This is a genomic window from Acidobacteriota bacterium (assembly GCA_039028635.1).
Taxonomy (GTDB): Bacteria; Acidobacteriota; Thermoanaerobaculia; order Multivoradales; family JBCCEF01; genus JBCCEF01.
The window spans coordinates 63,835-88,845 of record JBCCHV010000022.1; the positions used below are offsets into that span (position 1 = coordinate 63,835).

Sequence of the window (25,011 nt, forward strand, 5' to 3'; positions counted from 1 at the left end):
GGTCAGGGTCGTTGACTTTTGAGGCTTTCGACGGCTCGCCGATGACGTCGCAGAACTTCCGGATGGAGATCCTGCGGCAGCGGCTCGAGATTGGCGAGGAGGGCGGTGCCTTCCTGATGACGGCCGAGCTCTCCGAGGCAGCGAGCGAGGGCGATCTGCGGCATCAGGATACCGTGAACGTCGTCCGGCGACAGGCGGTGGCCCAAGTCTCGGGCCTGCCGCAGGAAGGGCTCCGCCTGGGCGGCTTCGCCGCTGTCGAGGAGGAGCCGGCCAAGGCGCACCAGCGGGACCATCAGGGCGGGATTGTCGAGGCCGAGGGCCTGCTGACGGATCTCGACCACCCGGCGGTAGCGCTCGATGGCGCCATCGGCGTCGCCCACCGCCTGGTCGATCTGGGCCAGGCTGGCGAGCAACAGAGCGGTGCGCGGGTAGAGCGGGCCGAAGTTGCGCTCGAAGATGCCGACCCCTTCTTCGAGATCACGGCGTGCCGCTTCGAGCTCACCGGCGCGGCGCGCCGCGAGGGCGGTCCGGTTGAGGCCCTCGGCGAGCTCCGGATGATCCGGCCCGAGGCTGCGCCGCAACCGGGCGAGGGCGCGACGATGGGTGCGGAGCGACTCGGTGTAGCTCGCCTCGTCCTCGAGCAGGGAGGCGAAGCGGCTGAGGTGGATGGCGACCTCCGGATGGTTTTCGCCGAAGGTGCGCTCGAGCTTGGGAAGGGCGCTCTCGTAGTGGCGCCGTGCCTCCTCCGTTTCGCCGATCTGGGTCAGGCCGTCGGCGAGATCGGCCTGCACCCGGAGGCGGCGCGGGTCGTCGCGGTCGGGGTCGTCTTCGAGGATGCTCCAGGCGGCCTGATAGAGGCCTTCGGCAGTCTCGTAGTCGTGGCGCTGCCAGGCCAGCAGGCCGAGGTGGTGGAAGGTGAAGGCCACCTGGCGATGACGCGGTCCGAGGCGGATGCGCTGAATGGCGAGGGCACGTTCGAGGGCCCGCCGTGCCGCCGGGAACTCTCCCCGGGCGGTGAGGCTACGACCGAGGCCATCGAGGGGGGGCGCCAGGCTGATGTCTTCGTCCCCGAGCTCGGCCTCACGCAGCTCGAGGGCTTGCTCGAAGAGCGGTTGCGCGGCGGCCGGGTCGCCGCTTTCGAGGCGGACCTCGGCGAGGGCGACGAGGGAATCGGCGAGCGGCAGTGGCTCGCCACCGCGGCGCAGCGCGACCGCCTGCTCGAGCAAGAGTCCGGCTTCGCCGAAAAGTGCCAGGTCGCAGTAGACCTGGCCCAGTCGGGTGAGCATCTCGCTCTGTAGGGCGGGCTCGCCATCGAGCTCGCGTTCGATCCACGAGGCGCCGCGATCGAGCAGCTCGCGGGCGGTGACCTGCTCGCCGCGGGCGCGAGTGGGAGCGGCATCCTCGAACAGCTCGGTGAGAAACGACGCCACCTGCCGCGCCTGCTCGGCGGCGCGCTGGGCACGATCGCGCTCGCGCGCCAGGCCGAGGGTGTAGAGGGTGGCGGTGGCGAGCAACAGGAGGATCACGCCGAAGGTCGCCAGGCTGGCGGCCAGATGGCGACCTAGAAACTTCCGGGCGCGATAGGTCCAGGTCGCCGGCTGCGCCGAAACTGGCCGACCGGCAAGGTGGTGCTCGAGGTCTTCGATCAGCCGGGCGACGGAGTCGTAGCGCCGCTCCGGTTGCTTGCTCAGCGCTTTGAGGACGATGTTGTCGAGGTCGCCCCGCAGGCGCCGCCGCACGGTCGGGTCGCGGGGCTGGGAGGCAGCGCCCGAGGGCCGCCGCGGCGGATCGTCGCGAATCGCCTTGGCGATCGCCGACGGCGAGTCGTCGGTGGGACGGTAGGGCAAGTCGCCGGTGAGCACCTGATAGAGCAGCAGGCCGAGCTGGTAGATGTCGGACGAGGTCGTCAAAGACTCGCCGCGCACCTGCTCGGGGCTGGCGTAGGCCGGAGTCATGGCGCCGCTGCGGGTGCGGGTGAGGGCCGCCGAGCCCCGGTGGGCGAGCAAGCTGGCGATGCCGAAGTCGAGCAGCTTGGGTTCGCCGGTGGCGGTGACCAGCAGATTCGAGGGCTTGAGATCGCGATGTACCACCAGATTGCGGTGGGCATGGTCGACGGCCCCGGCGGCGGCGATGAAGAGACGCAGGCGATCGGCCACTGGAAGATCTCGGCGGTGGCAGTACTGGTCGATCGGCTCGCCGGCGACGTGCTCCATCACGAAATAGGGGCGGCCCTCCGCCGTGGTGCCGCCGTCGAAGAGCTGGGCGATGGCCGGGTGGCGCAGATGGGCGAGGATCTGGCGCTCGCGCTGGAAACGCCGGATGCTGTCCTCGCCAAACAGCCCACTGCGGATCAGCTTGAGGGCGACGCGGTGCTCGAACTCGCCGTCGGCGCGCTCGGCGAGGTAGACCACCGCCATGCCGCCGCGGCCGATCTCCCGCACCAGCCGATAGCGCCCGATCTCGGTTCCCGGAGCAGGGTCTTCCGCGGCCAGGGTGAGGGCCAGGGCTTCGCCCGCCGGATCGAGGGCGCTCTCCGATTCGGCGGCGCGCAGCAGGCGCTCGACGAGGGCTCGCAGGTCGCCATCGTCGCCACATTCGCGGGCGAGGTAGGCGGCGCGCTGGTCGGGGGCGAGGTCGAGAGCGCCGTCGAGCAGGTCGTCGGCTCGCTGCCAGCGGTCCGGCGGCGGGGGGCCCCCCGAGGGGTCCGAGGGAGAGCTCACGCCGCGTCGCCCAGCTCTTCCTTCAGCCAGGCGCGGGCGCGCATCCAGATCCGCTGGGCGGTGCGCAGAGAGACCCCCAGGGCTTCCGCCGTCTCCTGCTCCGAGAGGCCGGCGAAGAAGCGACACTCGACCACCCGGGCGAGGCGTTGGTCCCGCTCCGCGAGGCGCTCGAGGGCGGCGTCCAGGGTGAGCAGGCGAGCGCTGCCGCCGTCGAGGGCGAGGGCGCCGAGGCGCTCCTCGTCGAGGGGCAGAGGTCGCTCGCCACCGCCGCGCTTGGCGGCCCCTTTGCGGCGCGCGATCTGGATCACCACCTGGCGCATGGCGCGTGCCGCCAGGGCCAGGAAGTGACCGCGGTCCTTGACCTCGAGGCCGGACGGATCGATCAGCTTGAGGTAGGCCTCGTGTACCAGGCCGGTGGTCTGGAGGGTCTGACCGAGGGGACCGCGGCGTAGGTGGCCATGGGCGATGCGTCGCAGGTCCTGGTAGACCAGCGGCATCAGCCGGTCGAAGGCTTCGCGGTCGCCGCGACCGTAGGCGCGCAGCAGAGTGGTGACCTCCTGCCGACTTTCCATGGCTCGAGCCCTAAACGCGGTCGGCGAAGCGCTTGGCGGCGCGCGCCCGGGCCTTGGCGATCTCGACCTCGCGGTTGCGCTTCGGGGCGCGCGTTTCGAGCCGGCTCATCAGCCGCGCGGCGACTCCGGAGATCTCCTCGACGGCCTCATCGAAGGCTTCCTGGTTGATCTTCGAGGGCTTGCTGAAGCCGCTGATCTTGCGCACGAACTGCAGCGCCGCGGCGTGCAGCTCGTCGTCCGTCACCGGCGGATCGAAGTTGAACAGCGGGCGAATGTTGCGACACATGTTGGGAATCCTCCTCGGCTTCAAGGTAGCGACCGTCGACCAGGGCGTCAAGATTCGAGAGACGGTGATTCGGCCCCGTCATCGAACAGCTATGCAAAGCGGTTGCAGAACCCGCCATGGGAGGGGAGCGGAGCCTGAGCGGCACGAGTCGCGCCGGAGGAGGTGGCCTAGGGGCGCCTTCAACTCGGCCGAGACGCCAGCCGCTCCGCCAGGCGGGTGAAGCGGTCCTGCAGATTGCCGTTGCGCACCGCCACCCCGAGGGCGCGGGTCTCGCCGACCAGCACGGCGAGCTTCTTGGCGCGGGTGAGGGCGGTGTAGAGCAGGTTGCGCTGCAGCATGATGTAGTGCTGGTTGCTGATCGGCAGCACGACACAGGGGTACTCGCTGCCCTGCGACTTGTGGATCGAGCAGGCGTAGGCCGGGGCGAGCTCGTCGAGGCTGGCGAAGTCGTGGGCCACCGGTCGGCCGTCGAAGGTGATGGCGACCTTGCGGTTCTCCTCGTCGATCGCCTGCACCCGACCGAGGTCGCCATTGAAGACGTCGAGGTCGTAGTTGTTGCGGATCTGCATCACCTTGTCGCCGACCCGGAAGACGCGGCCGGCGCGGCTCACTTCGTCCCCCTGCGGGTTGAGGCGCTGGCGCAGCGCATTGTTGAGGTTCTCGGTGCCGAGCGGTCCCCGGTTCATCGGGGTCAGCACCTGGACCTCCTCGACCGGATCGAAGCCGAAGCTCTTCGGAATGCGCTGCGCCACCAGGTGAGCCAGGGTGTTGATGAGCTCTTGGGGATCGCTGCGCTCGATGAAGAAGAAGTCGGCCAGGCGGCCGTCGGCGTCGGGCCGCGGCGTTTCGAGAATCGGCATGTCGCCGGCATTGACGCGGTGGGCGTTGACCACGATCAGGCTGCGCTCCGCCTGGCGGAAGATCTCCGTCAGGCGCACCACATCGACGGCGCCGGAGGCGATGCAGTCGGCGAGCACCTTGCCGGGGCCGACGGACGGTAGCTGGTCGACGTCGCCCACCAGCACCAGGCGGGCGCGCTCCGGCAGCGCCTTGATCAGGCTGTAGGCGAGGTGGGTGTCGAGCATCGAGGCCTCGTCGACGATCAACAGGTCGGTGCTGAGCGGATTCTCCGGCCCGCGATCGAAGCTCATGCTCTGGGGATTGAACTCGAGCAGGCGGTGGATGGTGCGGGCTTCGCGGCCGGTGGCTTCGGCGAGGCGCTTGGCGGCGCGACCGGTGGGGGCGGCGAGCAAGATGCGGCGTTTCTTGGCGGCCAGAATTCGCACGATGCCGCGGATCAGAGTGGTCTTGCCGGTGCCCGGGCCGCCGGTGATCACCAGCACCTTGCGGGTCAAGCCCCGGCGGATGGCCTCCCGTTGCTGCGGCGCGAGGTCGATCGCCTCGCCGGCGGCAAACCAGTCGAGGGCCCGGTCGACGTCGATCTCGGGGCCACCGGCCTCGGCCTCGAGCACCGCCCGCAGGCGCTCGGCGAGACCCGACTCGGCGAAGTGCAGGATCTTGAGGAACACCGCCAGCTCGCCATCGCGACGCTCTTCCACCACCACCTCGCCAGCCTGGCGCAGTGCCTCCAGGGCCTCGGCGAGGCGCGCTTCGTCGATCGCCAGCAGCTCGATCCCGGCGTCGAGGAGCTGGCCCTGGGGGCGATAGACGTGCCCCTTGTCGGCCGCTTCGGAGAGCAGATGGAGCAGCCCGGCGCGGGCGCGCTGTGGGGAATCGGCGGGCAGCCCGAGGGCGCTGGCGATGCGGTCGGCACTGCGAAAACCGATGCCCCAGACCTCCGCCGACAGGCGGTAGGGGTCTTGCCGCACGATGCCCATGGCGTCCTTGCCATAGGCCTTGTAGATCTTCACCGCATGGTGCGTCGCGACCTCGTGGGACTGCAGAAAGATCATCAAGTCCTTGATATCTCGCTGCTCGATCCAGGACTCGCGGATCTTGAGTCGTCGGGTGGTGCCAATGCCGGAGACTTCGCCGAGTCGTTCCGGGTGGTTTTCGATGACGTCCAGGGTGTCGAGGCCGAAGTGATCCACCAGCCGCTTCGCCATCACCTTGCCGATGCCCGGAATCAGGCCCGAGCCGAGGTACTTGCGCAGGCCGGTGAGGGTGTTGGGGGTGAGGGTGAGGTAGGACGAGACCTTGAACTGGCGCCCGAACTTGGGATCCTCGATCCAGCGTCCCTCGAGGCGCAGGCTCTCGCCCGGCTGGACCCCCAGCAGGTTGCCGACGGCGGTGCTTTCCTCGCCGTCTTCGCCGACCAGGCGAACCACGCTCCAGGCGTTCTCGGGATTCGAGTAGACCACCCGTTCGAGGGTGCCTTCGAGATGGCTGAGGGCTTCGTTCATGGGGATTTCCGCCGCTGCCCGGAGCTTTCTCGGGAGGGCGCCGCCGGGCCGCGCGACCGGGGCCAATCTTACCCTCGACGCCTTCCCGGACGTGTGCCAAAATGGCCGCCTATGGCTCGGAAACCCTCTGTTTTTGTGATTGACGACGAGACCGGCTCGCGCGAGTCGATGGCCATCGCCCTCGAGAAGGCGGGCTACGAAGTACGCACCTTCGACGATGCGCGCAATGCCCTCAAAGTGCTCGAGGACGACCCTCAGCGAGCCCAAGTGGTGGTGACCGATCTGCGCATGCCGGGAATGGACGGGCTGGGTTTTCTCGAGGCGGTGCGCGAGCAAAAACACCCCCTGGCGGTGATGCTGGTGACCGCCTTCGGCAGTATCGATTCGGCCGTCGAGGCGATGCGGGTGGGGGCCGACGACTACCTCACCAAGCCGGTCGACCTCTACGAGCTGCGCACCCGAGTGGCCAACCTGGTCGAAAAGGAGCGTCTGCGCGAGGAAGTCGACAGTCTGCGCCTACAGCTCGACAAGCGCTACGGCTTCGAGAGCATCATCGGCCATTCGCCGGAGATGGAGGCGCTGTTCGAGAAGATGCGCATGGTGGCGCCGACCCGCGCCAGCGTGTTGATCACCGGCGACAGCGGTACCGGCAAGGAGCTGGTCGCCAACGCGCTGCACCAGGGCAGCCCGCGGCGCGCCGAGCGCTTCTTGGCGATCAACTGCGGCGCCATTCCCTCGGACATCCTGGAGAGTGAGCTCTTCGGCCACGAAAAGGGTGCCTTCACCGGAGCCGTGTCGCGCAAGATCGGCAAGTTCGAGCTCGCTCACCAGGGCACGCTGTTTCTCGACGAGATCAGCGAGCTCTACCCGGAGCTGCAGGTCAAGCTGCTGCGGGTGCTCGAAGAGCGCCAGATCATGCGGGTCGGCGGGGCAGAAGTCCTCGATGTCGATTTTCGCCTGGTGGCGGCCACCAACCGCGACCTCGAGCAGGAGGTCGAGGAGGGACGATTCCGCGAAGACCTCTACTACCGCCTCAAGGTGGTGACGCTGGAGATCCCGGCGCTGCGCCAGCGCCCGAGCGACATTCCGCTGCTCGCCGACCACTTCCTCAAGCAGTACTGCGAAGAACAGGGCAAGGAGCCCAAAGTGCTGAGCCCGGAGGCCCTCGAGGTGTTCACCCGCTTCCCGTGGCCGGGCAACGTTCGTGAGCTGCGCAACCGGGTGGAGTCGATCGTCGTCTTCCACCAGGGTGAAGAGATCAGTCTGCAAGATCTCCCGGTCGAGATGCGCGACACGGCCACCGTGTCGTCGGCCGGCGCGCCGGTGCAGCCGGTCAACGCCAATCCGCGGACGATGGCCGAGATCGAGCGCCAGGCGATCTTGGAGACCCTGCAGCGCACCGGCGGCCATCGCGCCAAGGCGGCGGATCTTCTGGACATTGGCTTGCGCACCCTGCAACGCAAGCTGAAGGACTACAAAGAACAGGGCTACGCGGAGGACTAGAGAGCCATGGAACTACCGTCGGAAGTCCTGATCCACAACCCCCAGATGGGCCTCAAGGGCAGCCCCGGCACCCTGCTGCAGATTCACACCCTGGGTTACTACGAGGTCAACGTCTCCTTCGGCGATCGCACCCACCGGGTGCTGCTCCCCATCGGCGACACGGTGCTGATCAACAAAGAGCCCGAAGAGGCCTCGCCGCTGGCGATCGAGATCGAACGCTAGCCCGTCCGCTACCGGCGACGTTGGATGGGGCAGACGAAGAAGCGCTTGTCGTCGCAGTAGCGGCCGCGGCACTGCATTCGGATGGCGCCATGGTTGCTCGGGAAGCGGACGCTCGGCGTCTCCTCCGAGACCCAGGGCGTCCAGCGACAGTCCCTGCCGCCGTAGGAGCGCGGGAAGGCGTCCCGTAGAGCGACGCATTCGAGGGCGAGGTTGTCGCAGTAGCGACCATTGCACGCCAGGCCGGTGATGAAGGCGGGCTCGCCATGCGGCAAGTCGCCGCGCTCGAAGGGGTTCGAGACATGACAGCTCGCCGTTCCTTCCCCCTCCTCCGAAACGAACCGGCGGCTCCACTCGATGTCGTAGAGGTCGTAGCTCCGCGAGCCACAGCGGAGGGCGAGGTTGTCGCAGTACCGTCCCGAGCAGGTGATTCCCGCGAGCAAGTTCTTGCCGCAGGTGGACGGTGGATTCTCTTCCGAGAAGCGCTGGGCGCCGGCCGGGAGACAGGCCAGCAAGAGGGCTGCGGTGGCGAGTGCGCGAGTCAGGCTGGGGTGTCGCATGGAGGGCCTCCTTGGAATCGTTGCTGTCTTGGGCGGAGGCCCGGGCCGCGGCGTTACGGGGTCGAGGGGCGGCGGGATATCCTCTAGGGATCGTTTGAACAGAAGGTTCGATCCATCATCGAGGGGGGAGAGTCATGGCGACGATCACCATTCGCCGTTCGATCGCGGCTGCGCCGGCGACGGTTTTTCAGGCGGTGGCCCATATCGAGCAGTTCTCGGAGGCCATACCGCACATCACCAAGGTCGAGATGCTGTCGGAGGTTCGGGAGGGCGTCGGGACGCGTTTTCGCGAGACCCGCTTGATGAAAGGCCGCGAAGCCACCACCGAGCTCGAGGTCACCGAGTACGAGCCCGATCAGCGGGTGCGGCTGGTGGCCGATAGCCACGGCACGGTGTGGGACTCGCTCTTCACCGTCAAGCCGGAAGGCGCCGGCAGCGTTCTGACGCTGACCATGGAGGCGCGGGCCTACCGCTTATTGTCCAAGCTGATGAACCCGCTGATCAGCGGCATGATCAAGAAGGCCGTGGGCGAGGACATGGACGCCGTCAAGGCCTTCTGCGAGCGCGACGCCTGATCGACCAAACGGCCGTCAGGGCTGGGCGCCTGCCGCCATCGCCGACAGCATCTCCCGCACCGCCTCGCCGAGGCCGAGGCGGACCGAGCGTGAGATCAGCCAGTGGCCGATGTTGAGCTCTTCGACGGCCGGAATGGCGGCGATGGCACCGACGTTGGCGGTGGTCAGCCCATGACCGGCGTAGACCTCGAGGCCGGCAGCGGCGCCGGCGGCAGCGGTCTCTTCGACGGCGCGCAGGTTTGCCGCCGACGGGTCCTTGGTGTAGGCGTCGGTGTTGATTTCGAAGCCGGCTGCCGGCGCGCCGGCGGCGACCAGCGCGGCGAGGCGCTCGACCTGCGCCGGGTCGGGGTCCAGGAAGAGGGACACGGCGATGCCGCCGGCGGCCAGGCGCTCGATCGCGGCAGCCACCCGGTCGCCTTGGGACGCCAGGTCGAGGCCGCCTTCGGTGGTCACCTCGTCCGGTCGCTCCGGTACCAGAGTGACCTGTCCCGGTTGCCAGTCGAGGGCGAGGGCGATCATCTCTTCCTCGGCGGCGATCTCGAGGTTGAGCTTGCCCTGGACGGTGCGCACGAGAGCGGCGACGTCGTCGTCTTGGATGTGGCGACGATCGCCGCGCAGGTGGACGGTGATGCCGGCGGCACCGGCGGCTTCGGCGTCGCCGGCGGCTTCGACCGGATCCGGGTAGACCGCCCGGCGAGCCTGCCGCAGGGTGGCGACGTGGTCGACATTGACCGATAGCTGCACGGCGCGGTCGTCACTCACGGTCTGGTCTCCAATCGGACCGCGCCGATGGCGCCATTGATCGCTTCGGCGATGTTGCCGGCGAGCTCTTCGATGGTGTTCTGGTCCGGTCCCTCGATCATGATTCGCGCCAGCGGCTCGGTGCCGCTGTAGCGCAGCACCAGCCGGCCATCCTGGCCGAGCTGATCCTCAGCGGCGCGGGCGGCGGCGGCCACCGTCGGCAGGCTGCCGAGGTCCGGCTTGTGGGCGACGGTGACGTTCTGCAGGACCTGGGGATAGCGCTCGAAGGCGGCGAGTTGCTCACTGACGGGCCGCTCTGCATGGCGCACCAGGGCGGCCGTCTGCAGGGCGGTGAGCAGGCCGTCGCCGGTGGTGGCGAGATCGAGATGAACGATGTGTCCCGATTGCTCGCCCCCCAGCACCAGGCCGTTACGGCGCAGTGTCGCCACCACCTCGCGGTCGCCGACGCCGCAGCGTAGGACCGTGACGTCGAGGGCGCGCAAAGCGCGCTCGAGGCCGAGATTGCTCATCGAGGTGACGACGATCGCGCGCCCCGACAGGCGTTGCTGCTGCACCAGGTGTCGGGCCCACAGGTAGAGGATGGCGTCGCCGTCTCGCACCACACCGTGGTCATCGACCAGGATGGCGCGGTCGGCGTCGCCGTCGAAGGCGAAGCCGAGGTCGGCGCCGGTCTCCCGGATGCGCGCCGCGAGGGCTTCCGGATGGGTCGAGCCGTAGCCGCGATTGATGTTCTGGCCATCGGGCTGGTCGGCGATCACCTCGACTTTGGCGCCGAGCTCGACGAACAGCGGACCAGCGAGCTCCGAGGCCGCGCCGTGGCCGGTGTCGAGCACCAGCCGGAGGCCGGCGAGAGGCCTTTCATTGCCGAGGGAGGCGAGCAGAGAAGCGCGGTAAGGGCTCGGGTCGAGGCGCTCGAGCTCGCTCACCGGCGGCAGTCGGGAGTCCGGGGTTAGCTCGCCGGACGAATTTGCGAGGCGCCCCTCGAGCTCGCGCTCGGCCTCTTCGCTCCACTTGAACCCCGCCCCGTCGATCAGCTTGATGCCGTTGTCCGGGTAGGGGTTGTGGCTCGCCGACAGGGCGATGCCGGCGGTGGCCCCGGTCTGTCGGGTCAGGAAAGCGATGCCCGGCGTCGGCAACACGCCGGCCGATTGCGCCGCCACCTGCTGGCCGGCGAGGCCCGAGGCCAGCCAGCGGGCGAGGGTCGGAGAGCTGTCGCGGGTATCGCCCCCGAGGACCACCCGCGAACCGGCCCCGAGCTGCTCGCCGAGGGCGCGGCCGAGGGCGCAGACGGTGGGTTTGTCGAGGGGATACTGGCCGAAAGGCGCGCGCACACCGTCGGTCCCGAAGAGTCGGTTCTGGCTCATGGCGAAGCTCCCGGTGGCGTCGTCTCCGGCTGGGTGACCTCGAGGGGGACGTAGACCACGATCTGAGAAGACTGCATCATTTGAATCAAAGGGTCTGGGCTCACCACCGACGTATTGGCCTCGAAGTCGAGGGCGTGGCCGTTCAAATCGATCGGCTGGGTGGCCAGGGCGGTGATGCGCTCGAGGCGCGAGCGCGGGCCCTCCACCAGGATCTGCGACGGGATGACGCGATAGTCGCCGAGCAGGGCGCCGGCCGCCGGCTCGCCCACGAACACCGGCTCGATGGGCAGGTTGAGGGTTTGTTTCTGGTCGACCTCGAGCTGCACCTGGCTGGGGGTGATGGCGACGATCTGGAAGCCGTCCGGCATCGACACGTCATCCGGCGTCAGGTTGATGCTGGCGACGCCCGGCGATTCCTCGGACAGATCCAGCCGCACCCTCACCTGGCGCTCGTCGAGCTCGCTGATCAGCGTATCGGGACCGCTCAGGATGATCGAGATCCGAACCCCCGGATCGAAGATCACCAAGTCGAGGGGGTTGTTGAACACAACCTGCGCATCGACCACCTTCTGCCCCCGCGCCTCGCGCTCGTCGAGGGAGATGGTGAACCACAGGCCGATGGCCAGGGCGAGGGCCAGGATACGCAGCCCCCAGGTCTGTGCCCGTTCGCTCATTCGGTGCCTCCGCCCTGCGGATAGAGGTCCGTGATCAGGAGCTTGTAAAGGGTGTTGCGCAGTCCCTTCGAGTCGAGATCGCGGGTCAGCTCGCCCTCGAAGGCGATCGAGATGGTGCCCGTCTCCTCGGAGATCACGACCGCCACGGCGTCGGTCTCCTCGCTGATGCCGAGGGCCGCCCGGTGGCGCGTGCCGAGGTCGCTCGAGACCTCCGGGCTGAAGGTTAGGGGCAGGAAACAGGCGGCGGCGGCGATGCGGTCGTCCTGAATGACGACGGCGCCGTCGTGCAGCGGCGTGTCCGGGCTGAACAGGTTGATCAGCAGGTTGTAGGAGACCTCGGCGTCGAGGCTGACGCCGTTCTCGATGAAGGTGCGCAGGCCCTCGAGGCGCTCGACGACGATCAAACCGCCGGTACCGCGGGCCGACAGGGTGGTCGCGGCCAGCACGATCTCGTGAAAGGTCGACTCCACCTTCTCCTGCTTGGCGAGGCCCCACAGCGGGTTGCGGCCGAAGTTGGCGAGGGCGTGGCGAATCTCGTGCTGAAACAGGATGACGGTGGCTACCGGCAGCAGCAGCAGCAGGCTTTCGAGAATCTCCTGGAGGGTCTCCAGGCGGGCCAGCCGCGCCACCACATAGACCAGGCCGACGAACACGATGCCGAGAAGGGTCTGGGCGGCCCGCGTGCCGCGCACCAGCAGCAGCAGGTTGTAGATGACGATGGCGACGGCCAGGACATCGATCAGGTCGCGCACCGTCACCAGCCCGAGGAAGTCGCTCAGCACGATGCCTCCGTGGGCTCGGCGATGGCCTGCCAGGCGGTCAGGAAGCGCACCGTCTCGTCGACATCGTGCACTCGCAGCAGGGCGGCGCCACCGGCCGCTGCCCAGGCCGCCGCCGCCAGACTCTCGGGCTGACGCTCGGCGGCCGGCCGGCCGGTGAGGTGCCCCAGGAAGCTCTTGCGACTCGCCCCCACCAGCAGGGGGCTGCCGATGGCGTGGAAGCGCGGCAGGTGATGCAGGATCTCGAGGTTCTGGCGGTAGGTCTTGCCGAAGCCGATGCCGGGATCGAGGACGATCTGGTCCTCGTCGACGCCGGCGGCGCGGGCGCGGGCCTTGGCGCTGGCGAGCTCGTCGCCGATCTCCTGCAGCAGGTCGTCGAAGGCGATCTCGCGCTGCATGGAGGAGATCTCGCCGCGGCTGTGCATCAGCACCAGCGGGCAGCCGGCGGCGGCGACGGCGCGGCCGAGGACGGGATCGCCCAGGGCGCTGATGTCGTTGATCAGATCGGCGCCCTCGGCGAGGGCCGCCTCTGCCACCGCGCCCTTGCGGGTGTCGACGGAGAGCGGGGCCTCGGTGGCCCGGCGCAGAGCGCGCAGCACCGGCAGCAGGCGCTCCTTCTCCTCCTCCGGCGGCACGGTGGCGGCGCCCTCGCCGTAGACGCCGCCGCCGGGGCGGGTCGACTCGGCCCCCAAGTCGAGCAGGTCGGCACCGGCTTCGAGCATGGCGTGGGCGTGGTCGACGGCGCGCTCGGGATCGAGCCACAGACCGCCGTCGCTGAACGAGTCGGGCGTCAGATTGAGCACCGCCATGACGCGGGGAGGGCCGCCCAGACCGAGGACACGTCCGCCCGGCAGGCGGAGGCGAGGGGAAAGGGCGGCGGTCTTCAAGGACGGATCAGCCTTCGCTGGGGGAGCCCGCGGGCTCGACCGCCTCCTCGGTCGGCTCGCCCACATCGCCGTCGCCCGGGGAGGCTGCTTCGGTGGCCGCGGCCGGCGTCGCCTCGGCGACCGGCTCCGTGGCCTCGCTAGCGGCGACTTCGAGCACCGGCTGCGGAATCGTCGGCCGAACGTCCTGGCCGGTCATCTCCTCGATGGTGTCGTAGACGTACTTGCCGTCGATCGACTCCTGGTCGAGGAGAGCGAGGGAGAGGCGCTCCAAGACGTCCCGGTACTTAGTCAGGATCTCGTGGGCCTTCTGGTAGCCGGTGTCGACGATGGTCGCGACCTCGCGGTCGATTCGCACCGCCGTGTCCTGGCTGTAGTCGGCCTGCTGGGCGACCTCGCGGCCGATGAAGACGGGCTCTTCCTTGCTGCCGAAGGCGAGCGGCCCGAGAGACGACATGCCCCACTCGCAGACCATCCGGCGGGCCATGTCGGTGGCGCGCTCGATGTCGTTGCCGGCACCGGTGGTGATGTCGTCCTGGGTGAGCTCTTCGGCCACTCGGCCGCCCATCAGGATGGCGATCTGGGTCTCGACGTAGGTCTTCTTGTAGGTGTACTTGTCTTCCGTCGGCAACTGCATGGTGAGGCCGAGGGCCCGGCCGCGCGGAATGATCGTCACCTTGTGCAGCGGGTCCGCCTCCTGGGTGAAGGCCGCCACCAGGGCGTGGCCCGCCTCGTGGTAGGCGGTGACCCGCTTCTCGTCGTCGGTGAGCATCAGGGTCTTGCGCTCGACGCCCATCAACACCTTGTCCTTGGCGAACTCGAAGTCCTCCATCTCGACCGCCTTCTTGCCACGGCGGGCGGCGATCAGGGCCGACTCGTTGACCAGGTTGGCGAGATCGGCGCCGGCGAAGCCAGGGGTGCCGCGGGCGATCACCGCCAGATCGATGTCGTCCGACAGCGGGATGTTGCGGGTGTGGACCTTGAGGATGCCGAGGCGGCCGTTGATGTCCGGCCGGTCGACCACCACGCGGCGATCGAAGCGGCCCGGGCGCAGCAAGGCCGGGTCGAGGACGTCCGGTCGGTTGGTGGCGGCGATCAGGATGACGCCCTCGTTGGACTCGAAGCCGTCCATCTCCACCAGCAACTGGTTGAGGGTCTGCTCGCGCTCGTCGTGGCCGCCGCCGAGGCCGGCGCCGCGGTGGCGGCCGACGGCGTCGATCTCATCGATGAAGATGATGCACGGGGCGTTCTTCTTGCCCTGCTCGAAGAGGTCGCGCACGCGGCTCGCGCCGACGCCGACGAACATCTCCACGAAGTCCGAGCCGGAGATCGAGAAGAAGGGCACGCTGGCCTCACCGGCGATGGCGCGGGCGAGGAGGGTCTTGCCGGTTCCCGGCGGGCCCATCAACAGCACGCCCTTGGGAATGCGGCCGCCGAGCTTCTGGAACTTCTGCGGCTCCTTGAGGAACTCGACGATCTCGGAGAGCTCCTCCTTGGCTTCCTCGACGCCGGCGACGTCCTTGAAGGTCACCTTCTTGCCGGAGACGCTCAGCGGCTTGGCGCGGCTCTTCCCGAAGGACAAGGCCTTGTTGCCGCCGCTCTGCATCTGACGCATGAAGAAGATCCACAGACCGATCAGCAGCAACACCGGACCCCAGGCGATGAAGAAGGTGTAGAGGGGGTTCTGGGCGGTCTTCTTGCTGTCGATCTCGATGCCCTTCTCGCGCAGCTCGGTGGTGAAGCCGGAGTCCGACTCGAAGGGAAGATCGAGGGTGAAGGGGTCGTCCTCCTGGTAGCGATTGCCACCGCGGAACTTGCCTTCGATCCGTTCCTTGTCCTTGATCAGGACACTCTTGACGTTGCCCTGCTCGATCTCCGACTGGAACTCCGAGAAGGTCAGCTCGTGGGGTTTGGCAGCGCCGAAATTGAGCAGGTTCCAGAGCATCATGACCACCAGCAGGATGGCCATCCAGAGGAACAGGGTGCGTAGAGTTTGGTTCAAGGGCTAGTCCTCTCGAGGAGCGTCTTCGTTCTCGTCTAGGGAACGAAACGGCTGAAGGGAGCTGCAGATTCCATCCGCGCGGACGGGATCCTCATCGGGCAGGCTCCAGCTCGGCTATCCAGACGATCCTCTGGTCTCCGATTCGGAAGCGGTCGTCCATCGTGACGCCGGGTACCCAGGCGATTTGGCGGCTGTCCTCGCCGAGGCAGAGGAGTGGGATGCGGTCGCGGTCATGGCGAGGGACTTGCCGGTCGATCAATAGGTCTTTCAGTTTGCGGCGCCCGGAAGAGCCCAGGGGCTGCAGCCGATCTCCGGAGCGGCGGTTGCGCACCGTCACGATGTCTCCGGGCTCGATCGGCAGTGCCAGCCCGGCGCGATTCGGGGCACCCTGAAACATCCATGATTCGACGGTGCCCCGCGTCAAGCGAAATCGCGCTCCCAGCTCGTCGATTTCGACTTCTCCGGGGGCTGTCAGAGTATACGTGAAACGGGCCGTTTTTGGCTCCGGCCGCTGCACGGCGAGGCGCTCCCCGCGCTGCCGCCAGCGCCAGCCATCGCCACAGTCGCAGCTCACCGGTCTTGCGCGGCGCCGATCGAGCTGTCGGGTCAGCTCTCCCTGAGCTCGCCGCGACGGCGGATAGGGCCTGCCGGCGGCACGGTGCAGGCGGGCCAGCGCGAATGGCCGAAGGCCTGGCGGCAGGGCCTCGAGGTCGGCCAGGGCGAGGGTCCCGTCGTCATCGAGCGGAGCGTCGCGCGCCAGCACCGCATCGAGCCGCGAGCGCACTCGTCGCGCCGCTAGCGACACGCCGACCAGGCGGTCTCGCAGGTTGTGGGGCGGAGGGTCGGCTCGAGGGTCCTCCCGTTGACGCGCCTGGAGATGGGGCAACAGCCGGTGGCGCACGAAATTGCGCTCCAGCTGCAGATCGCGGTTGCTCGGATCCTCGATCGGCCGCAGCCCGTGAGCCGCCACCAGCGCCCCGAGTTGCGCTCGCGATCGGTCGAGTAGTGGTCGCAGTAGCAGGACCCCCGGCGCCAGCTCCCGCTCCGTCGCCATCGCCGCCAGGCCTTCGAGACCGGAGCCTTGTAGCAGCCGCAGCGCCACCGTCTCCGCCTGATCTTCGAGGTGGTGTCCGGTCAGCACTGCCCGGCTCCCCAGGCGCCGCGCCACCTCCACCAAGAACTCATACCGCACCCGCCGCGCCGCCGCCTCCGCACCCGAATCGCCCAGCGCCACCGCTCGCCGCTCCGCTACCCACTCCACTCCCAGTTCCTCGGCCAGCCGCCTGGCCCGCCGCGCCCGCTCCGCCGATCCCGCCACCAGCCCATGATCCAAATGCGCCGCCACCAACCGAACCCCCGCCACATCCCGCGCCACCAGCAAAAGCGCTAGCGAATCCACCCCGCCCGAGAAAGCCACCACCAAGGGCTGATCGTCAAGGGGACCCAAGCGGGAAGGGAGAAAGGTCGTCAGCTCGACCGAGGGTGTGGGCATAGCGACAGCCTACCGCCTGCCCTGAGCCCAAGTCCCAGGAACCTAACAACTTCGGTGTCTCGAGACACACTTTGCGGCGGCGTCACCGAGGACGGCGTTCCCTACCTGGTCATGGGGGGCGCCAGGCTGGTGCCGCACTTCCTGCGGCGGGGCACTTGGCGGGATTAAAGCTGTGGCGATTCAGCGAGTCGCGAACTTGGCGGCGACCAGCCTGAGGCCGATCACGTTCTCCGGTCCCGTCAGTCTGATGACCTGGTCGGAGAGTTGGACCGTGCGTTCACCCTTCTCGAGGTGAAGCCTCTCGATGAACTGGCCTTCTCTGGCCTGGTGTGCGAGTAGCCCGTCCATCTCGAAGATGTCCAGCTCTGCAGAATCGCCTCGCGTTCCGATGATCGAGGCTCGAATGCCAATGACGGGGCCGCCTGGCTTGAACCTCAGCGTGGCGTATTCCCCGTCGGGGATCATGTGCTCGGAGCGTGGTTGGCCGTTGTGGCTCAGACCAACGATCAAGACGTCGGCACCTTCCGTGTCGACGTTGGCGTACCACGCTTTGTGGTCGGCAGGCTCCTGCGAGGACACGAGGCTGGGCGAGAACGCTGCGACAGCAGCGACGACCAAGCAAGTGAGGATGCGGTTCATGTCGTTGTCCTTAGTTAGGCTCAGATCCGATTGGAGAATTGAAGATACAGCAAGAACCACAGATAGTGCTGACGCACGAGGAGCATTCCAGGACTTCGTCGCAGACTACGCAGCACCGGCGCGGGCGTAGGTCGGCATCCATCGCGATCTCTTCGATGCCAATGAGCTCGATGTCGAAGCGCTTGCCATCGTGAAGAACCGCCATGCTGGCGTTCGACCGTGGCGCAAGCGTCAGCAGGCCGACCGGGCGGGCATGCTCGAAGCCTTCGATCTCCTCGACCTCGGTCAGCAAGAGGTGGATTTGGCTCTTTTTCCCTGGAATAGGCTTTGGGGTAAGCCTGAGGAAGACAGACTCGCCGAGCTCGCCGAGAGTGGCATCCTCCCCGAGCGGAATTTGGAACTCGGTCAGTCTTTCCGGAGTCTGAACTCGGAGACTCACCACCGATGTCGTCTGGCTTGCGTTCTCAGCAAGAACCGACAATGGCATCGCGGTCACCCAAAGGGTGAGCGCGATCAGCAGTCTGGGAACGACCACACCGCGATCTCCGGTCGTCACGGCTCTTTGTTCTCCTCGGGACCCCCGATACAACCGGCCCAAGGAGAATTCTCATTCTCTTTAGGGGGATCCGTAGTAGCTCAAACAATCAATAGACAGAGGCAATTTTAGTGGTTGACAGCATTTGTGTCAACTGATCTCCCCCGGCAACCCGTGCTTGTCCTGTCAAGTCGGAGCAGGTGGCGGCGAAAGATCGACCCGCCAAGTGCCTCTCGACTCTCGGCAGATTAGCGAGTAGAGGTTCCCGGTCAGCCTGGCGCCGAGCTGATTTCGTCGACTCTCAGCTCAAACGGTCCATCGCCGTGAACGCAGGGTTTCGCGGCCCTAGGCCGATGTCAGAATGGTTGATCGCTCTTGAGTTGGTGGGTATGTCCGTCACGGTACTAAGCGTGAAGGTGCATGAGAGCCCTTGCTTCGCTGCCTAGAGAGCTTCAATCTCAATGTGGACGCTGTCTAGGCTGAGTTTGATTGGACCATCACCATCCTCGAGGTCGAAGTAGACGCTCGAACCGGGAGTCATCGCAACGCGCGACAACGTCCTGGTGGTTTGGGTGGCTTTTCCCCGGTCGAAGATGTGGATGAGTTGGATATCCACAGCGGTGTCTCCTTCTCTGCGAAGGACTTGGGGGATGAGACCTAGTGCGTCGCCCTCTGATCCTTCGATGAAAGTGACCTGACCCTCTCGGGAGGTGATCGGAATAGTCCAGTCGCTACCATCGCTGGATCCCGTGAGGGTAAGTGAAACTCGGTAGTTCTGGGACACCATCGATTCCGAGCCGGGTCCAGCAGATTCCCAAGGAAGTTTAAGGGGTCGCCAGCTTGAGGTGGCGCCCTGGAGTACTAGTACCAGTGCGGCTCCGGCGAGTCCACTGACCAGGACCAGCCTCAGGTTTTTGGCCCAGCCGCTGGTTGCTCCGACCTTCATGGCATCCCCTTGCGGAACTTGCATCGCCTTCGTTATGGCTTGAAGAGCATGGAATCAACCCTTCGAGGGTACCAGCTCGCTGTCAAAGGCTGTCCAGACAAGCTCGTCAATGGGGTAACACCAGGGCGGGGATCTCATCAAGTAAGCTGGAAGCTTAGGATGTTGGCCCGCATCCCATCGCCCGGAGCAGATTTGATCGGTCGTCAGGCCTTTGACTCCACTGAGATCAGCACCGGATAGCTGGGCATTCTCGAGAACGGTGTTTGTCATGTCGACATTCTCCAAGAACTGCGCGGTGCTCAGGATCGCACTACTCAGGTTGGCTCCAGAGAAGCTGATATCAGAGTATGGCTTGTCGCTCCGACTCAGGACCACGCCGTGCATCGATGCCGCAAGGAACCAGGTGTTGCCGAGTTTTGCCGACGTCAGATTCTGGCCGGGTAGGTCGGCCTGACTAAGGTTGACACTTCTCAGATCGATGCCGTCGAGGTCAATACCTGCCAGTGGAGCATATTTGAGGTCGATTCTGTCTTGAGTTCCTCTGTCGACTAGGGATCTCTGCCCCCAGGCGCTCTCGGGCATGCGTCGCTCTAGATCGAGCAGAGACACTAGGGCCGATCGGCGAACAGCCGGTGGTGTCGGAGGCTCACAGCCGTGAGGCACACCTTCGGAATTTCCACAGTTTCCGTAGATGAGCTCAAGGTGACCGGTCTTTCGGGTGTCGTAGTCGCTTTGGGTTTCTCGGTCTAGCTGCTTCTGCAGGATCCAGACTTGAAGGATCAACACGCCGAGCACAAGCACCGAGAGTGTTCGTCCTAGCCAGTGCGCGAGCCTAGCGCCGGTAGTCGTCCCCGACGAGCCTTCTAGTCCAAGGGCTTCGTCTAGGTCCTTGAAGGCTTGCCTGGCGTGAGCTGCTCTGACCTCGATCGTCTGAAGATCGTTCTCCAGCTTCCCGACTTGCACTTCTAGCGGGGCCAACTCTTCCTTGATGGATTCGCCGACCTTTTGCGTGGTCGCATAGCCTCTTTTCGCAAGCTCCTCGGAGATCGCCTCAATCAGCTCTTGTTTTGACGGGTCTTGATCCCCAGGTTTACTCACTTACCCTTCCGAGCTCGGCCCTGGGCGGAGATAGCGGGTCAGCGGGTCGAGAGTCGACCTAGAGATACCGCACACGATCCTGCACTGAGATGGACTTTTCATTTAAGGCTCAAGAATTTTACATAATTCCTGAGGCGGGTGGTTTGCCCGGGCTCACAGGAGCCTGGGAGGTGCCGCCTCCCGCCCTCCACCTCCCGCGCCGCCAGCAAGAGCGCCCGCGGATCCACCCCACCAGAAAAAGCCACCACCAAGGGCTGGTCGTCAAGGGGACCCAAGCGGGAAGTGAGGAAGGCCGTCAGCTCGACCGAGAAGGCCGGTATGCCGACAGCCTCCCGCCCAGCGGGCGAGTGGCTTCAACGGCGCTTACTTGCCTCGGGGAGGTTGGGGTGCAGCGCCAGGGGCGGCGACTCCAGCGGTTGTTGAGTCAAATCCAGCGGCGACGTCGAATCACTGCCTGGAAACCGAAGTGTATTCGCCCATGTCTTCGGCCGCAGCGGCGCACATCGGCATGAGCGTGTCGCTCGCCGGGCCAAGCCACCTCTGCATCTTGGTCAAGATCTCCGGGCCGGCCTTTTCCGGCGTGCCGGCGTCGAAGGGGGGCGCCGGGTCGTACTCGAGGGCGAGCTGTGTCATCTTCGCCACGTCCTCGCCCAGAAGCTCCGCCAGCAGCACGAGACCGAAATCGATGCCGGCTGTCACGCCGCCGCCTGAGATGCGGTTGCGGTCGGTCACGACCCGCGCTGCCACCGGTGTCGCCCCGAACAGCGAGAGGGCCTCGCGGGCGGACCAATGCGATGTCGCTCGATACCCCTGGAGCAGGCCCGCCGCCGCCAGAACGATCGAGCCGCCGCAGACGCTGGTGACATATTTCGCTCGCTGCCCACGGTCGGCCAGGAAGCGGAGCACCTCGGCGTCGCGCATGATGTCGAAGGCACCGCCCGGCACGAAGAGCACGTCCAGATCTTCCGGGCAATCGCGCAGGGTCGAAGTCGCCTTCATGACAATGCCGCTGTCCGTCTCGAGCAGGTCGGTGTTTTTCCACACCACGTGCACGTTGCACGACGGGGCGAGAACCGTATGTGGACCGATCAGGTCGAGGACAGTGACTCCCGGATAAAGGAGCATCGCCACCTCCGGCTTGCGCCCTCCATGCAGGGGCGGAAGTTTGAATTTTGCCTCCTGCAAGGCACCGTCGTCCGCGGCGGCACGGTGGGCTCCGCCCGCCATGGCTGCGGCGCCAGCAGCGGCGGCTGCGGCGGCAACGAAGCGTCTGCGGTTGATGGTGGTGATCTCGGTATTGACCTCAGGGTTGTGGGTCTCCATGGCCGTCTCCTCGGGGTTGATGTCGAGGGCCGGGTCCGTCGCCCGACCGCACGGCTAGTGTCGTTGACATTGCCGGTGGCGTAAATGACAATGTTCCGACAGATTCGGCCATTCTCCGCAGCCGTCCACCGAAAGGAAGCGATCCATGGGCCTTAAGCTCGAGACTCCGATATCGGGCACTCCCAGACGCATCGTATTTCTCGCGTTTCCGCAAGTCGCCCTGCTCGATCTGACGGGGCCGTGGGAGGTCTTCTCGCTCGCCAATACGCTCGCCGGCGCTGAGCCGTCGCCCTACACCTTGGAGCTGGTGAGCGCCGGCAAATCCAAGACGATCCACTCCTTCGGCGGCATCTCGATGGAAGGCCACCGAACGGCGAAGAGCTGTCGCGGTGCGATCGATACGATGGTGGTTCCGGCCGCCGATCCAGAGCTTTGGCGCAGCGGGTCGCCTGCGGAGTCTTTGAAGATCCTGCGTCGCTTGGCGGCGCGGTCACGCCGGGTGGTGTCGATCTGCGCTGGGGCCTTCTTGCTGGCGGACGCCGGACTCTTGGACGGCAAGAAGGCCACGACGCACTGGCGCGGAGCCAAGGAGCTCTCGACGCGCTTTCCGAAGGTGGATGTCCAGGCTGACTCGATCTTCGTCAAGGACGGAAACGTCTACACCTCCGCCGGCGTCACCGCCGGCATCGACCTCGCGCTGGCCCTCGTGGAGGAAGATCTGGGGCGGGCGCTGGCACTCGACTGCGCGCGGCATCTCGTGGTCTTCATGCGTCGTCCGGGCGGCCAGTCCCAGTTCAGCACCACATTGGCGGCGCAGCAGGTGGAGCGAAACTCGATCAACGAGCTGATCGCGTGGGCTGCGGATAATCCGTCGAGCGATCTCTCCGTCGAGTCGATGGCCGAGCGGGTCCACATGAGCCTGCGCAACTTCTCGCGGGTCTTCAGAAGGGAAGTGGGAGAGACACCCGCCGCCTACGTCGAGAAAGTGCGCGTCGAGGCGGCGCGTCGGCGTCTCGAAGAGTCCGACCATTCCCTCGACGCCGTCGCGGCGAGCTGTGGCTTCGGCAGCGCGGACTCGATGCGACGCTCCTTCCACCGCGTAGTCAAAATCGCCCCGAGCGACTACCGCCGAAGGTTCTGCCAGCCTTGAGCTCCGCCTCGCAGGCCAGTCACGCCAGGTCGTAGCCGGTCCGGCGCTGTCCGTCGATGCCTAAGAGCCCGTCACCCAGAGAAGCGCACGGCGCCTCCTGCCTATGGAGGAAATCCTCCGGGAACGAGGAAATGGTTGCTCTGAGACTTGCCGTACTCTGGAGAGACCTCTGCGAGGTCTCTCCAGATACACCGAGTCCCTTCACCGGCATCGTTTCGACTGACCGTTAGGGAATGAGAATGTTTGCCCCGGGACTTGCCGTGTCTTGATCCGCCTCGTCGAGGCGTATCCAGACACACCGAGTCCCTTCACCGGCATCGTTTCGACTGACCGTTAGGGAAGGAGAATGTTCGCCCCGGGACTTGCCGTGTCTTGATCCGCCTCGTCGAGGCGTATCCAGACACACCGAGTCCCTTCACCGGCATCGTTTCGACTGACCGTTAGGGAAGGAGAAATGGTGGCGGTGAAGGGACTTGAACCCCCGACCTAGCGGTTATGAGCCGCTCGCTCTAACCGGCTGAGCTACACCGCCATGAGGTAGAGAGCCGACCCGTGAGGGCAGGCTCGTCGGCCGTTTCCGGCCCGGCCGCGAAGTATACTGCGGGGTCTCCGGGGAATCCAGAGGTCGGCGGCTTTCCTCTCCCAGACGCAACGATGCCCGGCTCGGAGGCCGGGCAATATTCGCTGCGGAGTAGAGGGGTAGGGCTGGCCGCGCGGACCCCTCGAACATTCGGTCGGCTTAGCGCAGCGCCTCTTGGCAGCTGCGGAACTGGCCGAAGAACTCGCGCATGGAGGTCTCGAGGGCGTCGTCGTTCAGGCGATAGATGACGTTCTGGCCCTGGCGCTGGTCGACCACCAGATCGGCCTCCTTGAGAACCGACAGGTGACGCGAGATGGTCGGCTGGGAAAGATTGAAGTTGCCCACGATCTCGCCGACGGTGCGCTGCTGCGACTCGAGGAGGCGAAGGATCTCCTGGCGGGTCGCGTCGGACAGGGCCTTGAAGACCTTGGTCAGCTGACGCTCGTCGCGGCTGTGAAGGTGAGGGGAAATTGGGGTGACTTTGAGCTGTTCGGCCATTTGAGGTTACCTCCTTCTGGATGAGGGGCGTAGCACCTGACTGCGTTGCCAGGAGTGTAAAAGGAGGGCGGTTGAAAAATTGTTGAATTCGACGTCTTGCTTGGGCACGCGTCTGCTCAGTGCATGAGCTGAGTCGTGCAAACTTATGAATATCCAACTTTTAGATCTGCAAAGAATCCTCTTTCAGGAATACAAGTTCACGGGCTCTTTGGGGCCGGAAGGCTCTTTTGGGCGGTCTTTTCTGTCCCGAATTCAGTCCCTCGAGACACTGAGCGACCCTCGGCGAGGGTGATGAAGGGGTCGTCATCTTGCGCGACCGGGTGTCGCGGAAGGGCGGCTCGGGTTGAGGCCCGAGGGCTCCGGCAAGGCGGGGATCTGAGCGGGGAAGGAAGACCAACGCGGGTCCGAGGGAGCAACGCTCCCTCGGACGGCAAGGACGTCTTGGAGACCTAGAAGCGGCTTTCGACGGCGCGCCAATCGATCACGTTCCACCAGGCGGCGAGGTAGTCCGGGCGCCGGTTCTGGTAGCGCAGGTAGTAGGCGTGCTCCCAGACGTCGACCCCGAGGAGAGGCGTCTTGCCTTCCATCAGGGGACTGTCCTGATTGGGGCGGGCGATCACCTCGAGCCGACCGCCTTCGGCCACCAACCAGCCCCAGCCAGAGCCGAACTGGCCGCCAGCGGCGCCGAGGAGCTTCTCCTTGAGGCCGTCGAGGCTGCCGAAGGCGTTGTTGATGGCCTGCCCCAGGGCCCCTTCCGGTGCGCTGCTGCCGCCCGGCGTCATCGTGGCCCAGAACAGGCTGTGGTTGGCGTGGCCTCCACCGTGGTTGCGCACCGCACCGCGGATGCCCTCGGGGAGCGAGTCGATGCCGCGCAGCAGATCCTCGACGCTCTTCGACTGCAGGTCGGCGTGACCCTCGAGCGCCTTGTTGAGGTTGGTGCAGTAGGCGTTGTGGTGCTTGCTGTGGTGAATCTCCATGGTCTGCGCGTCGATGTGCGGCTCGAGCGCATCGTAGGCGTAGGGCAGGGTGGGAATCTCGAACATCGAAACCTCCTCCAGGGAATATCGGTCTCAGGTAATTGTCGACGGGCGGAGTGCTTCGCCTGCTGCCGGGCCGCTCCCTCGGTGGAGGGCGGCGCGGTGTCGGGAAGCCATCTTCGGGCCCATTATTTCATGCCAAAAAGCCTCTCGAAACAGGCCCTTGTCAGGTCCCGCCGGGTGCGCCGATCTGGTCGTTGACTTGGCTTCGGCTCTTCTGTACCATTGCGATCCTCGCGCCGCTGGGAGGTTAGCTCAGCCGGTTAGAGCACCTGCCTTACAAGCAGGGGGTCGCGGGTTCGAGTCCCTCACCTCCCACCATTCGGGCGTGAGCGGATGCGGAAAGCGCGTCCACGAGTGGCCGGCTAGCTCCGGTCGCTCCCCAAGAAAACGGGGTCGTAGTTCAGTTGGTTAGAATGCCGGCCTGTCACGCCGGAGGTCGCGGGTTCG

General features: G+C 66.3%; 23 protein-coding genes and 2 tRNA genes. 5 read left to right on the forward strand and 20 right to left on the reverse strand.

What is annotated here, in order from left to right:
- Positions 1-2: 2 nt before the first annotated feature.
- From AAF604_10940 to AAF604_10955, 4 genes are all read right to left on the reverse strand, one after another.
- The gene (locus AAF604_10940) at positions 3-2,720 is read right to left on the reverse strand and encodes a serine/threonine-protein kinase (protein MEM7050171.1); all 2,718 of its coding nucleotides are present in this window, start codon (positions 2,718-2,720) and stop codon (positions 3-5) included.
- Entirely contained in the window at positions 2,717-3,292 is a 576-nt protein-coding gene (locus AAF604_10945; protein MEM7050172.1) for an ECF-type sigma factor, read from the reverse strand. Before AAF604_10945 ends, AAF604_10940 begins: the two co-directional genes overlap by 4 nt.
- 10 nt (positions 3,293-3,302) lie before the next feature.
- The gene (locus AAF604_10950) at positions 3,303-3,578 is read right to left on the reverse strand and encodes a DUF2277 domain-containing protein (GenBank protein MEM7050173.1); all 276 of its coding nucleotides are present in this window, start codon (positions 3,576-3,578) and stop codon (positions 3,303-3,305) included.
- A gap of 179 nt (positions 3,579-3,757) precedes the next feature.
- Complete coding sequence (locus AAF604_10955) at positions 3,758-5,941, reverse strand: ATP-dependent RecD-like DNA helicase (protein ID MEM7050174.1); 2,184 nt, start codon at positions 5,939-5,941, stop codon at positions 3,758-3,760.
- A 135-nt stretch (positions 5,942-6,076) separates the two neighbouring features.
- Here AAF604_10955 and AAF604_10960 point away from each other — a divergent pair, with 135 nt between their 5' ends.
- Complete coding sequence (locus AAF604_10960) at positions 6,077-7,444, forward strand: sigma-54 dependent transcriptional regulator (GenBank protein ID MEM7050175.1); 1,368 nt, start codon at positions 6,077-6,079, stop codon at positions 7,442-7,444.
- 6 nt (positions 7,445-7,450) lie between these two features.
- Positions 7,451-7,666, forward strand: a complete 216-nt coding sequence (locus tag AAF604_10965) for a hypothetical protein (protein ID MEM7050176.1) — start codon at positions 7,451-7,453, stop codon at positions 7,664-7,666.
- An 8-nt stretch (positions 7,667-7,674) separates the two neighbouring features.
- Here the strand turns inward: AAF604_10965 and AAF604_10970 are convergent, their stop codons facing one another.
- On the reverse strand, positions 7,675-8,223 hold the full coding sequence (locus AAF604_10970; protein MEM7050177.1) for a hypothetical protein: 549 nt from the start codon (positions 8,221-8,223) through the stop codon (positions 7,675-7,677).
- 134 nt (positions 8,224-8,357) lie between these two features.
- Here AAF604_10970 and AAF604_10975 point away from each other — a divergent pair, with 134 nt between their 5' ends.
- Entirely contained in the window at positions 8,358-8,798 is a 441-nt protein-coding gene (locus AAF604_10975) for an SRPBCC family protein (protein ID MEM7050178.1), read from the forward strand.
- A gap of 15 nt (positions 8,799-8,813) precedes the next feature.
- Here AAF604_10975 and AAF604_10980 read toward each other — a convergent pair whose 3' ends face one another.
- The 12 genes from AAF604_10980 to AAF604_11035 form a co-directional block, all read right to left on the reverse strand.
- Positions 8,814-9,560, reverse strand: coding sequence for a pyridoxine 5'-phosphate synthase (locus AAF604_10980; GenBank protein ID MEM7050179.1), 747 nt, complete (start codon positions 9,558-9,560; stop codon positions 8,814-8,816).
- Positions 9,557-10,924: a phosphoglucosamine mutase gene (gene glmM / locus AAF604_10985; protein ID MEM7050180.1), complete on the reverse strand. Its 1,368-nt coding sequence runs from the start codon at positions 10,922-10,924 to the stop codon at positions 9,557-9,559. Before glmM ends, AAF604_10980 begins: the two co-directional genes overlap by 4 nt.
- Positions 10,921-11,598 carry a CdaR family protein gene (locus AAF604_10990; protein ID MEM7050181.1) on the reverse strand — a complete coding sequence of 226 codons (678 nt, stop codon included), beginning with the start codon at positions 11,596-11,598 and terminating at the stop codon, positions 10,921-10,923. Before AAF604_10990 ends, glmM begins: the two co-directional genes overlap by 4 nt.
- Entirely contained in the window at positions 11,595-12,380 is a 786-nt protein-coding gene (gene cdaA, locus AAF604_10995; GenBank protein MEM7050182.1) for a diadenylate cyclase CdaA, read from the reverse strand. The genes AAF604_10990 and cdaA overlap by 4 nt, the downstream gene beginning before the upstream one ends.
- Positions 12,374-13,264, reverse strand: a complete 891-nt coding sequence (folP, locus tag AAF604_11000; protein MEM7050183.1) for a dihydropteroate synthase — start codon at positions 13,262-13,264, stop codon at positions 12,374-12,376. Before folP ends, cdaA begins: the two co-directional genes overlap by 7 nt.
- 7 nt (positions 13,265-13,271) lie before the next feature.
- Positions 13,272-15,263 carry an ATP-dependent zinc metalloprotease FtsH gene (gene ftsH / locus AAF604_11005; GenBank protein MEM7050184.1) on the reverse strand — a complete coding sequence of 664 codons (1,992 nt, stop codon included), beginning with the start codon at positions 15,261-15,263 and terminating at the stop codon, positions 13,272-13,274.
- Positions 15,264-15,354: 91 nt separating this feature from the next.
- Entirely contained in the window at positions 15,355-16,755 is a 1,401-nt protein-coding gene (gene tilS / locus AAF604_11010; GenBank protein ID MEM7050185.1) for a tRNA lysidine(34) synthetase TilS, read from the reverse strand.
- A 180-nt stretch (positions 16,756-16,935) separates the two neighbouring features.
- Complete coding sequence (locus AAF604_11015; protein ID MEM7050186.1) at positions 16,936-17,394, reverse strand: hypothetical protein; 459 nt, start codon at positions 17,392-17,394, stop codon at positions 16,936-16,938.
- A 10-nt stretch (positions 17,395-17,404) separates the two neighbouring features.
- Entirely contained in the window at positions 17,405-17,950 is a 546-nt protein-coding gene (locus AAF604_11020; protein MEM7050187.1) for a hypothetical protein, read from the reverse strand.
- A 421-nt stretch (positions 17,951-18,371) separates the two neighbouring features.
- Positions 18,372-18,875, reverse strand: coding sequence for a hypothetical protein (locus AAF604_11025; protein ID MEM7050188.1), 504 nt, complete (start codon positions 18,873-18,875; stop codon positions 18,372-18,374).
- A 54-nt stretch (positions 18,876-18,929) separates the two neighbouring features.
- The gene (locus AAF604_11030) at positions 18,930-19,973 is read right to left on the reverse strand and encodes a pentapeptide repeat-containing protein (protein ID MEM7050189.1); all 1,044 of its coding nucleotides are present in this window, start codon (positions 19,971-19,973) and stop codon (positions 18,930-18,932) included.
- Between the two features lie 447 nt (positions 19,974-20,420).
- Complete coding sequence (locus tag AAF604_11035; protein MEM7050190.1) at positions 20,421-21,296, reverse strand: DJ-1/PfpI family protein; 876 nt, start codon at positions 21,294-21,296, stop codon at positions 20,421-20,423.
- Positions 21,297-21,441: 145 nt separating this feature from the next.
- Here AAF604_11035 and AAF604_11040 point away from each other — a divergent pair, with 145 nt between their 5' ends.
- The gene (locus AAF604_11040) at positions 21,442-22,446 is read left to right on the forward strand and encodes a GlxA family transcriptional regulator (protein ID MEM7050191.1); all 1,005 of its coding nucleotides are present in this window, start codon (positions 21,442-21,444) and stop codon (positions 22,444-22,446) included.
- 455 nt (positions 22,447-22,901) lie between these two features.
- On the opposite strand, the gene AAF604_11045 is transcribed toward AAF604_11040, so the two are convergent.
- The 3 genes from AAF604_11045 to AAF604_11055 all read right to left on the reverse strand — a co-directional run bounded on the left by AAF604_11045 (position 22,902) and on the right by AAF604_11055 (position 24,567).
- Positions 22,902-22,978: transfer RNA gene (locus AAF604_11045), tRNA-Met, on the reverse strand.
- A gap of 207 nt (positions 22,979-23,185) precedes the next feature.
- Entirely contained in the window at positions 23,186-23,524 is a 339-nt protein-coding gene (locus AAF604_11050) for a metalloregulator ArsR/SmtB family transcription factor (protein ID MEM7050192.1), read from the reverse strand.
- A 449-nt stretch (positions 23,525-23,973) separates the two neighbouring features.
- A complete protein-coding gene (locus tag AAF604_11055; protein ID MEM7050193.1) occupies positions 23,974-24,567 on the reverse strand; it encodes a superoxide dismutase in 594 nt (197 codons plus the stop codon).
- Positions 24,568-24,805: 238 nt separating this feature from the next.
- Here AAF604_11055 and AAF604_11060 point away from each other — a divergent pair.
- Positions 24,806-24,882 (forward strand) — tRNA-Val (locus AAF604_11060).
- The last annotated feature ends 129 nt before the right edge of the window (positions 24,883-25,011 follow it).

Coding starts and splice junctions, on each gene's coding strand:
- AAF604_10945 (MEM7050172.1), bottom strand. CDS start 3,292: ATGGAAAGTCGGCAGGAGGTCACCACTCTGCTGCGCGCCTACGGTCGC.
- AAF604_10950 (MEM7050173.1), bottom strand. CDS start 3,578: ATGTGTCGCAACATTCGCCCGCTGTTCAACTTCGATCCGCCGGTGACG.
- AAF604_10955 (MEM7050174.1), bottom strand. CDS start 5,941: ATGAACGAAGCCCTCAGCCATCTCGAAGGCACCCTCGAACGGGTGGTC.
- AAF604_10965 (MEM7050176.1), top strand. CDS start 7,451: ATGGAACTACCGTCGGAAGTCCTGATCCACAACCCCCAGATGGGCCTC.
- AAF604_10970 (MEM7050177.1), bottom strand. CDS start 8,223: ATGCGACACCCCAGCCTGACTCGCGCACTCGCCACCGCAGCCCTCTTG.
- AAF604_10975 (MEM7050178.1), top strand. CDS start 8,358: ATGGCGACGATCACCATTCGCCGTTCGATCGCGGCTGCGCCGGCGACG.
- glmM (MEM7050180.1), bottom strand. CDS start 10,924: ATGAGCCAGAACCGACTCTTCGGGACCGACGGTGTGCGCGCGCCTTTC.
- AAF604_10990 (MEM7050181.1), bottom strand. CDS start 11,598: ATGAGCGAACGGGCACAGACCTGGGGGCTGCGTATCCTGGCCCTCGCC.
- tilS (MEM7050185.1), bottom strand. CDS start 16,755: ATGCCCACACCCTCGGTCGAGCTGACGACCTTTCTCCCTTCCCGCTTG.
- AAF604_11015 (MEM7050186.1), bottom strand. CDS start 17,394: ATGAACCGCATCCTCACTTGCTTGGTCGTCGCTGCTGTCGCAGCGTTC.
- AAF604_11025 (MEM7050188.1), bottom strand. CDS start 18,875: ATGAAGGTCGGAGCAACCAGCGGCTGGGCCAAAAACCTGAGGCTGGTC.
- AAF604_11035 (MEM7050190.1), bottom strand. CDS start 21,296: ATGGAGACCCACAACCCTGAGGTCAATACCGAGATCACCACCATCAAC.
- AAF604_11040 (MEM7050191.1), top strand. CDS start 21,442: ATGGGCCTTAAGCTCGAGACTCCGATATCGGGCACTCCCAGACGCATC.
- AAF604_11050 (MEM7050192.1), bottom strand. CDS start 23,524: ATGGCCGAACAGCTCAAAGTCACCCCAATTTCCCCTCACCTTCACAGC.
- AAF604_11055 (MEM7050193.1), bottom strand. CDS start 24,567: ATGTTCGAGATTCCCACCCTGCCCTACGCCTACGATGCGCTCGAGCCG.